This is a genomic window from Microbacterium sp. Bi128, assembly GCF_918698205.1.
This window is the reverse complement of sequence record NZ_CAKKMM010000118.1, coordinates 1-10,762: the sequence shown is the minus strand read 5'-3', so window position 1 is coordinate 10,762 and position 10,762 is coordinate 1. Positions and strand designations below refer to the sequence as shown.

Sequence of the window (10,762 nt, the reverse complement as noted above, 5' to 3'; positions counted from 1 at the left end):
CCGTCGCCGAGGACTGGAGCGTCGACCCCTTCGCGGGCGAGATCCGCGACGGCATCCTGTGGGGCCGCGGTGCGGTCGACATGAAGGACATGGATGCCATGATCCTCACGGCCGTCGCCGATGTGCTGCGGGCGGGGGAGCAGCCCGAGCGCGACATCGTCGTGACGTTCTTCGCCGACGAGGAGAACGGCGGGGTCGAGGGCTCGGCGCTGGTCATCCGCGATCGCCCCGAGTGGTTCGCCGGGGCGACCGAGGCCATCAGCGAGGTCGGCGGCTACTCGATCACGGTCGACGACCGTCGTGCCTACCTGCTGCAGGTCGGTGAGAAGGCGCTCCTGTGGATCAAGCTCGTCGCCCGCGGCCGCGCCGGTCACGGGAGTGCGCTGCACCCCGACAACGCCGTCACCGCCGTGGCGGAAGCCGTCGCCGCGCTCGGCCGCGCCGACTGGCCGATCACGCTCACCGACACGACGACGCAACTGCTCGCGGGCCTGGCCGAGATGACCGGCGCCGACGACCGCGACCCCGACGCCCTCGCGTTGCGCACGGGCGCGGCATCCGGGTTCATCCGCTCGACGCTGCGGACCACGACCAATCCGACCGGGCTGACCGCGGGATACAAGCACAACGTCATTCCCGACCGCGCCGAAGCCCTGATCGACGTGCGGGTGCTTCCCGGAACGGAAGAGGCGGCGCTCGCCGACATCCGACGCATCGTCGGCCCCGGCATCGAGGTGGAGGTCGTCCACGGCGACATCGGTCTCGAGGTTCCGTTCTCGGGCGACCTCGTGGATGCCATGGTGTCCCAGCTGGGGCGGCACGACCCGGGCGTCCCGGTGATCCCGTACCTCATGGGCGGCGGCACCGACAACAAGGCCCTCGCCGCCCTGGGCATCTCCGGTTACGGGTTCGCGCCGTTGCGACTCCCGTCCGATCTCGACTTCACCGGGATGTTCCACGGTGTCGATGAGCGCGTTCCCGTCGACGCGCTCGAGTTCGGTCGTCGAGTCCTCGCCGACCTCATCCGGACGTACTGAAGGACTCCATGCACATCTTCGAGGTCATCATCCTCGGGCTCGTCCAGGGCCTGACCGAGTTCCTCCCCATCTCCTCCAGCGCCCACTTGCGCATCGTGGGCGAGTTCCTGCCGTCGCAGACCGACCCCGGCGCGACGTTCACCGCGATCACCCAGATCGGCACGGAGCTGGCGGTGCTGATCTACTTCCGCAAGAAGATCGCCCGCGTGATCTCGCGGTGGTTCGGCTCGCTCACCGGCAAGGTGCCGCGCAACGACCCCGACGCCCGCATGGGCTGGCTCGTCATCATCGGCACGATCCCCATCGCCCTGCTGGGCGTGCTGCTGCAGAGCCTCATCCGCGACAACTTCCGGAGCCTGTGGATCACCGCCGTCGTGCTCATCGTCTTCGGCATCCTGCTCGGTCTCGCCGACCACTACGGAAAGCGACGCCGCGACCTCGACGACCTCACCTACCCGCACGGCATCGCCTACGGCTTCGCACAGGCCCTCGCGCTCGTCCCTGGCGTCTCGCGCTCGGGTGCCACCACCACCCTCGGTCGCGCGCTCGGCTACACGCGCACCGCTTCGGCGGAGTACTCGTTCCTGCTCGCCGTCCCCGCCGTCTTCGCCAGCGGGTTTTACGAGCTCTACAAAAGCTCCAGCGAAGGCACCGGTCCGTACAACCTCGTGGAGACGGGCATCGCAACAGTCATGGCGTTTATCGTCGGCTACGTGGTGATTGCGTTCCTTATGCGGTATCTCCGACGCGGCAGCTTCCTGCCGTTCGTGATCTACCGCGTCGCCCTGGGCGTGCTGGTCATGATCCTGCTGACCCTCGGCGTGCTGCCGGCGTACTCTGCCATCACCGGCTGAGACGATCAGTGACTACCAGCGCAAAGGACCAGAACGACTCGGTCGCGGCAATCATTCATATCGCTCGTCGAATTGCCCCTAACCCAAACTGGGGCCAGTCTTCCAGAATATGCGGGGGACAAGCCCGGCATCGGCGTGGAGCTCGACCTCGACGAGGCCGGCAGGTACCCCTACGTGCAGGCCTACCTGCCCTACAACCGCCTCGCCGACGGAACCGTGCACGACTGGTGACCACTGAAGCGGATGCGGCCGGGCCCGGGTTCGGCGCCGTGGTGGTGATGGGGGTCTCCGGCGTCGGCAAAAGCCGAGAGATCGGACGACCGCTACGCGATTTCGAGGCGCAACTCCTGTTGCCCTCACCCGTGCCGGAGAGAAGTTCGTACAGGCGTAGGTGATGACTGCTCGCGGACGCGCTGTGGCGGTTGCCGCCCCGCTGCCACCCCCGGTGCCAGGCATTACGCCGTCGGCGCGATTATGCCGAAGGCTGACGGTGACCGAGTGAAGACTGCCCGGGGACGGCGGGCAGTGTGAGTCGGCGAACTGACATAACGTCGATTATCGGCGCAGCACTAGGGCGTGTCTCCTAATCGAGTGAAGTGCAACGCCGGCGCTACATCGAGCGCGATCGGGGCGTTAATCCGGAGATTGCACGGATCCTCGACCAACTCGCCCCCGAGGGGTGACCGGTGTGCGCGGCTTCTTCGGCTCAATCAGTGCATGTTGCGGCGACGATCTCATCGGCGTGGACAGGATCCAGGCACGGTGCGACCTCGCCGGCGGTCGCCGCCACGCCCTGCACGTGCGCCCATCGTCGTGGCACGTCAACGAGTTCGCGCTTCGCCAATGCTCGAGCTCGGGTTGCGAGGTCGCTGCTCCTCGTGTCCAGCGTAGACACTCAGAGGAGGGGAAGAATGCGGACTGAATCGGCCTGACTTTCGTTCCTATCGGTAGCCTTGTGCGGCAGGGGCCGGATTGGCTGATTCGAGGTCAGCGTAGTACGCCTGCTCGACCTCAACGGGGGTGCGCATGTCGAGCTCGCCATGGAGCCGCTGGTTGTTCCACCACCACACCCATTCCAGGGTCGCAAGTTCGACCTGCTCGACCGTCCGCCAGGGGCCGCGCTGACGGATGAGCTCGGTCTTGTAGAGATTGTTGATCGCCTCGGCGAGGGCGTTGTCGTAGCTGTCGCCGATTGTCCCGGTCGAAGGCACAGCGCCGAGCTCGACGATCCGGTCGGTGTAGACCATCGCCATGTAGTTCGACCCGTGGTCCGAGTGATGCGTCAGTCCGGTGAGGTCCCCGCCGGCACCCCAGGCAGCCATATCGAGCGCCTGCAGCGGCAGGATCTCGGCGCGGAGCGTCGATGCGACGTTCCACCCGACGATGCGCCGCGAGTAGACGTCGGTGACGAACGCAACGTATGCGAACCCGGACCACGTCGCGACGTAAGTCACGTCGCAGACCCAGAGTCGCCGCGGCGCTGGTGCGGTGAATCGACGGTTCACGAGATCGCCAGGCAGCGCGATCGTCTTGTCCGAGCGGGTGGTGAACACGCGCTTGGACTTGCGGACGCCGCGAACTCCGGCGAGGCGCATGAGGCGTTCGGTCTGGTCCCGACCGATGTCCCAGCCTTGCCGGCGCATCAGCGCATGCATCTTCCGGCGCCCGTAGACGCCGTAGTTCTCCGCATGCAACCTGGCCACTTCCGGGACGAGGAGTTCGTCCCTCAGTTGCCGGGCCGACGGGCCACGGCCGACTGCGGCGCGATACCCGCGCGCGGTGAGGAAGCCCTGAACCGCCGGGCGCAACACCCGGCAGATGAGCTCGACCCCGAAACGATCCCGGTACTCGTCAATGAACCGGATCATCACGGTCAGGGGCGGTCGAGCTCCTTCGCGAAAAACACGCTCGCAGCCTTGAGGATCTCATTCGCCTTGCGCAGCTCGGCGTTCTCCTTCTGCAGCCGCTTGATCTCCGCCGCCGCATCGGTCGTAACGCCAGGCTTAGCGCCCGCGTCGACCTCGGCCTGCCGCTGCCACAACCGCAACGTTTCCGGGCTCATCCCCAACAGCCCTGCGACATGCCGCACGGCACTCATCAACGTCGAGTGCGACGGCCGTGTCTCCGAGAGCATCCGCAGCGCCCGCTCACGCATCTCCGGCGAGTACTTCCTGTTCATCGTCTTCCATCCTTGCTTGAAGAACGGAACGAAAGTCAGGCCGATTCAGACGGCTTCGACAATGGGACAACCAGCACGTCCCCATGGACTGACTTCGGCGGGTGTATGCGCCCAGATGAGAACAAGCGAGAGCGCGGGTGCCCTATTGAGGCACCCGCGCTCTGCTTCAGATCATCGCCAAGTGTCGTTCAGCGTCAGCGTGCCATTCGCGGGCACGGTGGCGGTCCGGTTTGCGCCACTCTCCCACGTGACGTTTCCCGCCGCATCCTTTCGAATGTACTTGTACTCGAACGACGTTCCGGCCGGCAGATCGATCGATGCCGACCAGACCGGGTACGTGGCAGACGACAGCGGCTTCGCCCCGTCAGGCGACCAGGAGCCCAGTGCCGCGACACTGCCCACGACGTAGACGTTCTGGCCCCACGTGGTTGTCGCGTTGACGCCGAAGCTCGTCGTGCCCGTGCCTGGTTCCGGTTCGGTGGTTTCGCAGGGGTCGCCTGCGGCGACGCCGGAGGACGACACCGAGACGTTCTCCCCGGAGAGGGTGTAGTTCTTCGACGAGTTGTTGTCCCACGTCCTCGCGCCGTTGTTGAACGCCGCGGTGATCGTTGCTCCGTCGGCGGCGATCTCACGCTTGACCCACCCCGTGCAGGCCGCGGTGAGAGGCTCGCCGGGAACCGCGGTCCATGCGCCGGACCCGATCCGGTAGTGAATGTTGTACGCCGACCAGCCCTTCTCGGTCGAATAGAACACCGTAGTGGTGTCGGTGCCCGGCTCGGGGTCGGGGTTTCCGCCGCCGGAGAGCTTTCCGACGTGCAGGGCCAGTGCGCCGTATGCGGGAACCGTCGCGGTGAACGTGCCCTGCGCCGACACCGTGTACGTCTTCGCGCAGGTCGAGGACGCGACGACATCGCAGTAGGTCCCGGCGGGAAGCGACGTCTGGTAGGTGCGGGTGACCGCGCTCGCGGTGTTGTTGATCGTCACGTACCCCTTCGCGCCACGGCCATAGGCGATGTGGTTGCCGCCGTTGTCCCACCAGTTGGTGACCGACGTGCCTTCGACGGTGTTGTGGAATCCGACCATGCCGGTCACCTCGGTCTTGCGGTGCGTGCAGGTCCACGCGGACGAGGTGCACGAGGCGTCCGGAACGCTCGTCGTGGAAGCGCCGGGCGCGCCCGCGTCCTTGTCGGACCAGGTGTAGCCGCTGTAGACGGTGGGGGATCCGTAAGGCCACGAGAGCAGGAACGTGTTCGCGAGCGTGTACTTCGCTCCCGACTTGTAGTTCATGGTCTCGCCATTGCGCTCGGTGTCGTGGTTGTCGACGAACACGCCCGCCTTGTCGGAGGGCAGCTTGTTGTCGCCGATAGACCGCAGGTCCTTGATCTGGCCGTCGAACCGGGACTTCAGCTCGCGGGCGTAGAAGAACTCGTGCGAGTCGCCACTGCCGAGATACTCGGACGGCTGGATCGGTTCACCGGAAGCGCCGATGACCTCGTGCACCCAGAACACGTTGGGGTTCGTGAGCTTCGCCTTGATCGCAGCGAGGTCGCCCGCGGGCATGTGCTTGGCCGCGTCGATGCGGAAGCCGCTGACGCCGAGCGAGATCAGGTCGTTCAGATACCCGGCGATCTTGCCCCGCACATAGTCGGAGCCGGTGCGCAGATCCTGAAGCGAGACCAGTCGGCAGTTCTGCACGTTGTAGCGGTCGTTGTAGTTGGAGATGTTGCTGCGGCAGTCGTTGAAGTCCCAGGAGCTGTATAGGCCGGGGAAGTTGTCGACCCCGAACGATGTTCCTGCGACGCCGGTGCCGGAGCCGTTGTCGGCACCGGTCATGTGGTTGATGACCGAGTCGACGACGACGCCGACGCCCGCGCTGCGGCAGGTCGCGACCATCGCGGCGAACTCGGACCGCGTGCCGAGCTTCGATTCGATCTTGTAGCTGACGGGCTGATAGGACGTCCACCACTGGCTGCCCTGGATGTGCTCCTGGGGCGGCGAGACCTGGACGTATCCATAGCCGGCGGGGCCGAGCGAGTTCGTGCACTCTGCGGCGACCGAGTCCCAGGTCCACTGGAACATGTTGGCGATCACGTTGCCCCTGCCGTTGTCGGATGCGACGGTCGGCGTGGGTTGGGGAGTGGTTGCCATCGCGGGCGCCGTCATGGCGGTCAGGCCGGCGGCCAGCAGCACTCCGGCCGTGAGCGACGCGAGGAGACGTGTTCTCCGTCTCGGCCTCGCGGACGTCGTGGATGTATCGGACATGGGGATTCCTCCGTTGGGTTCGTCTTCGAACTGCATGTCAACGGCGCACGACCCATGTGTACGCCACCGGTCAGAAGATAGCCAGACTTCTCGCGACCTGCAAGCGCTTCCACGAAAAACTGGCCGCGTTTCGGGGTGCATCAAGCCAGTCTGTTGCGTTTCGGGGGGAAAGTCGCAAGCGCTTACTTGTGGCAAAAACAGTACGAGACTGTGCACTTAAAGGGCTCTTCGGAATCAGGGGTGTAGGGCGGGTCTGAATCCACCGGCTTCGAGTAGTGATCTCGCGATGTAGTTGGCGAGGTTGCGGAAGCCGAGTGAGGAGCCGCGGAGGTGCTCGAGGCGCCCGTTGATCGCCTCGGTCGGACCGTTCGATGTGCCGGGGCGGTCGAAGAACGCGAGGATGTCCGCGGCGCGCTGTGTGAGCGTCCGTCCGAGGCGGTGGACTTCTTTGAGCATCGCGGGGACGCCGTTGCTGACGGAGTCGATCACGGCCCGCATCATCTCCTTCGCCTTGTTCTTGTCGGGCTCACGGTAGGCAGCGACGATGCGCTCGTAGACACCCCAGGTCGCTTCGACCTCGACATGCTCCTCGACGGCGAACACCGCGTCGAGCCGGGCGGTCTGCTTCTCGGTGAGAAAGCTGGCGCCGGTGTGGAGGGTGCGGCGGACCCCGTAGAGCGGGTCGCCGGCGTGACCGCGGTGCCCGAGCGTGTCCTGCTGGACCCGCTGCTTCGTCCGGTCGAGCGCGTCGCCGGCGAGGCGGACGACATGGAACGGGTCCATCACCGGAACCGCGTCGGGGAGCTCTTCGGCTGCGGCCGTCTTGAATCCGCTGAACCCGTCCATCGCGACGACCTCGATCGCCTTCGACCAGGCTGCGGGTCGCGCGGCGAGCCACTGCTTGAACACGGCCTTCGAACGCCCCTCGACCATATCGAGCAGCCTGGCTGGGCCGGTCTTGTTGCGCACCGGGGTGAGGTCAATCACGACCGTCACGTACCTGTCGCCGAACCTCGTGTGCCGCCAGACGTGCTCGTCGACCCCGATCGTGGTGATTCCGTCGAACCTGGTGGCATCGTCGATGAGCCGCTTCCTGCCCTCGGCGATGATCGCGGTGTTCGGGGTGTGCCACGACACCCCGAGGCCTGCTGCGGCGCGGGAGACGGTGAGGTGGTCGACCACGATCGCCGTGAGTGCCCACTCGATCCCGCCGCGGGAGATCTTCGCTCGCGGCTCCGCTGCAGGACTCGTGTCCTGCCGCCAGGTGCGGCGGCAGTGATCGCACCGGTACCGGCGCACCCGGACCAGCAGCGTCGTCGGCCGGTGCCCGAACGGTTCATGCGCCAGCGGCCGCGTGACCGTGTCACGCGGCACGCCCTCGGCGCCGCATCCTCGGCACCACGGGTCGTTGTCGACGACGCGGCACTCGATCACCGCCCGGTCAGGCTCGAAGAGTTGCCCGACGGCTTCGAGACCGAGCTCGTCGAGACGGCAGAACGTGGTGAGGTCAGGGGTCGCGAACGTAGGGTGGTGCACGTCGAGGTCTTCCGGCGAATGGGCAGTGTGAGAACTTCCATCCTGGAAGACCTCGACGCCTATCCACGAACCAGCCGCCCACCCTCACCTACACCCTCAACTGCGAAGAGCCCGACAAGCTCGCCATCACCTACCGAGCAGGCTTCACACTCTGCGCAATTCTCACCTGGCAACGGCTATTGGGAGACACGCCCTAGTTCAACCACCGCCGGCTGCACTCCGCGATCGGGATGATCCCTCCCGTCGAGGCCGAGCAGCATCACTACGATTCACACCAAGCGCCCGCCGCCCAACGCGAACGGGTCAACGCGAGCCTCTGAAGAACCCGGGGCGCAACACATCTTTGACACGGTGAGCTCCGGTGGGTGCGGGGTGGGGTTATTTGACGCTGCCGGCGGACAGGCCGGACACGATAAAGCGTTGCAGGAATAGGAAGAGGGCGACGACGGGGAGGGCGGCGATGACGGACCCGGCGGCGAAGATGCCCCAGTTTTGCGACTGAAATCCGGAGACCAAGGTGTAGAGGCCGAGGGCGAGGGTTTGGTCTTCGGGGGTAGTGAGCATGACGCTGGCGATGATGAATTCGCTGGTGACGCTGATGAAGGACAGCAGCCCCACCACCGCCAGGATCGGAGTCACCAGCGGCAGGACGATGGTGAAGAACGTACGAGCGTGCCCCGCACCGTCGATCTTGGCGGCTTCGTCGATGGAGACGGGGACGGTGTTGAAGAAGCCGTACATGAGGAACGTGTTCACACCCAGTGCGCCGCCGAGGTAGATCATGATGAGCCCGGCGTGGGTGCCGATCCCGATCGCGGGAAACACACGACCAATGTTGATCATCAGCAGGAAGATCGCGACGACGGCGAGGAACTGGGGGAACAGTTGCACCAGCAGCAGGGTGAGAAGTCCGAGGCGGCGGCCGGTGAAGCGCATACGGGAGAACGCGTACGCGGCGAGAGCGCCGAGGAAGACGGTGGCAACGCTGGTGACGATGCCGATAACCAGGGTGTTGGCAAACCATCGCCCGAAGGGGACGTTGGCGGTGGTGAACAGGTTGATGTAGTTGGTGAGGTCGAAGGATTCGAACAGGCGGTTGGAGCCGGTGAGGGTGCCGCTGGAGTCCAGAGAGACGCTGAGGATGTACAGCAGCGGGAACACCGCGAAGATGCAGGCGAGGATCCCGACGACGTGGCGGCATCCGGTGTCGGTGAACCATCGGGCGAGTCGGGGCCGGCGGGCGGTGGTGAGGGGTGTGGTCGAGGGGGTCATGAGTTGATGTCCTCGAGGGCTCGGGTGCGGCGGAAGCTAATAATGGTGACCACGGTGACGATGAGGAAGATGAGGATCGCGAACGCGGAGGCGAGGCCGTAGTCGCGGCCGCCTCCCCCACCGAACGCGACCTTGTACACGAGGGTGATGAGCAGGTCGGTGGCGCCGATGTCGAGGGTGGTGTCGGTGAAGCGTGGCCAGCCGCGGGTGAGCATATATACGACGTTGAAGTTGTTGAAGTTGAAGGCGAACGACGCGATCAGCAGTGGCGCCACGGACACGAGCAGGAGGGGCAGTTTGATGGCCCGGAAGATCCGCCACGCGCCGGCGCCGTCCATAGTGGCAGCTTCGAGGACGTCGTCGGGGAGGGACTGCAGCGCCCCGGTGCAGACGAGGAACATGTACGGGAACCCCAGCCACAAGTTGACGAGGAGGACGCTGAATCGGGCCAGCCAGGGGTCGGAGAGCCACGGGATTTGCGCCCCGCCGAACAGGACCTGGTTAAAGAATCCGAATTCGGGGTTGAGCATGCCCGCCCACACCAGCCCGGACAAGAACGCGGGAAACGCGTACGGGAGGATCAGCACCGCCCGGTAGATCTTCTTGCCCCGCACCCGGGGGTGGTTGAACACGATCGCCAGGAACAGTCCGAGGGCGAAGGTGGTAGCCACGGAAAGGAACGCGAAAGCGAAAGTCCAGACGATGACGCGCAGCAGCGGGTCGCGGAGTTGGTCGTTAGTGAACGCCTGGGCGAAGTTGTCGAAGCCGACCGGGACCTGCCAGCCGGGGGCGAGCTGCTGCCCGTCCGCATTCCGGAAGGTACCCTCTCCATCGTCGGTGTAGACGGTACCGGTGTCGGTGCGGGTGAAGGTGTCCGCGGTTTCGTCGTACTGCAGGGCGGAAGTGTAGACGAACGCGGTGGACCCGTCCGCAGTGCGCAGGGTGCCGGAGTTCGGGTCGTCATCGAACGGGACGGTCAGGGCGAGCACCTCGTCTTGCTGGGCGAGGATCTGCTGCAGGGTCAGCTTCGTCCACCCGGCCGGGGCGGCACCTGCCGGGGCGAGGGGGGTGTCGGCGGTACCGAATTCCGTGGTCCCGTCCGGGTCGGCGACGAGCATGCCCAGCTGGTCGCCCTGCGTGTAGATCTCCACCCGGTATTGGGCGGAGTCCTCCACTCGGGTTTGAGCGGTGCGGATGATCTGTTCGATGGCGTCTTGCTTGCTGCCGTTGTGCTGGTCGCCATAGTTGGTGAACGCGATGTACCCGGTGTAGAAGACCACGAAGATCTGAAACACCACCAGGAAGATCAACCCTGGCGCGAGATACTTCGCCGGCAGCAGCCCCTTTTTCAGGTACACCACGTTCAACGCGACCACGACGACCAGCACCGCGGCGGCGGGAATGACCTGGTCGAGGGTGAAGAGGGTGAACACCGCGAACCCGCCGACCGCATCCAGCAGAGCGATTAGCACCAGCTTGATCATCCAGGCCACCCGCGTGCCCGTCGTGGTCGGTACCGCATCCGCCCGAGTGCTACGCCGGGACGGGGCCCGCTCGGGGGTGCGGGGTTCAGTGGTGAGGGTCATCGATCCTGCTCGAGTGTCGGGTGCCCCCCCGAGGGC

The 10,762-nt window shown here is 65.7% G+C and carries 7 protein-coding genes; 2 read left to right on the top strand and 5 right to left on the bottom strand.

What is annotated here, in order from left to right:
- Together LQV45_RS10785 and LQV45_RS10780 are read left to right on the top strand one after the other, a co-directional pair.
- The coding region (locus LQV45_RS10785) for a M20/M25/M40 family metallo-hydrolase (RefSeq protein WP_230007016.1) at nt 1-1,037 on the top strand (1,037 nt) is incomplete at its 5' end.
- An 8-nt stretch (nt 1,038-1,045) separates the two neighbouring features.
- On the top strand, nt 1,046-1,891 hold the full coding sequence (locus tag LQV45_RS10780) for an undecaprenyl-diphosphate phosphatase (protein ID WP_230007015.1): 846 nt from the start codon (nt 1,046-1,048) through the stop codon (nt 1,889-1,891).
- A 941-nt stretch (nt 1,892-2,832) separates the two neighbouring features.
- Here the strand turns inward: LQV45_RS10780 and LQV45_RS10775 are convergent.
- The 5 genes from LQV45_RS10775 to LQV45_RS10755 all read right to left on the bottom strand — a co-directional run bounded on the left by LQV45_RS10775 (nt 2,833) and on the right by LQV45_RS10755 (nt 10,726).
- A protein-coding gene (locus tag LQV45_RS10775; protein WP_374208185.1) for an IS3 family transposase occupies nt 2,833-4,070 on the bottom strand; the annotation gives its coding sequence in 2 pieces (ribosomal slippage) (nt 2,833-3,791 and nt 3,791-4,070; 1,239 coding nt in all).
- 171 nt (nt 4,071-4,241) lie between these two features.
- Nucleotides 4,242-6,332, bottom strand: a complete 2,091-nt coding sequence (locus LQV45_RS10770; protein ID WP_230007013.1) for a carbohydrate-binding module family 20 domain-containing protein — start codon at nt 6,330-6,332, stop codon at nt 4,242-4,244.
- A 234-nt stretch (nt 6,333-6,566) separates the two neighbouring features.
- The gene (locus tag LQV45_RS10765) at nt 6,567-7,868 is read right to left on the bottom strand and encodes an ISL3 family transposase (RefSeq protein ID WP_230007012.1); all 1,302 of its coding nucleotides are present in this window, start codon (nt 7,866-7,868) and stop codon (nt 6,567-6,569) included.
- Nucleotides 7,869-8,246: 378 nt separating this feature from the next.
- On the bottom strand, nt 8,247-9,140 hold the full coding sequence (locus LQV45_RS10760) for a sugar ABC transporter permease (protein ID WP_230007011.1): 894 nt from the start codon (nt 9,138-9,140) through the stop codon (nt 8,247-8,249).
- Nucleotides 9,137-10,726, bottom strand: a complete 1,590-nt coding sequence (locus LQV45_RS10755) for an ABC transporter permease subunit (protein WP_230007010.1) — start codon at nt 10,724-10,726, stop codon at nt 9,137-9,139. Before LQV45_RS10755 ends, LQV45_RS10760 begins: the two co-directional genes overlap by 4 nt.
- Nucleotides 10,727-10,762: the final 36 nt, after the last annotated feature.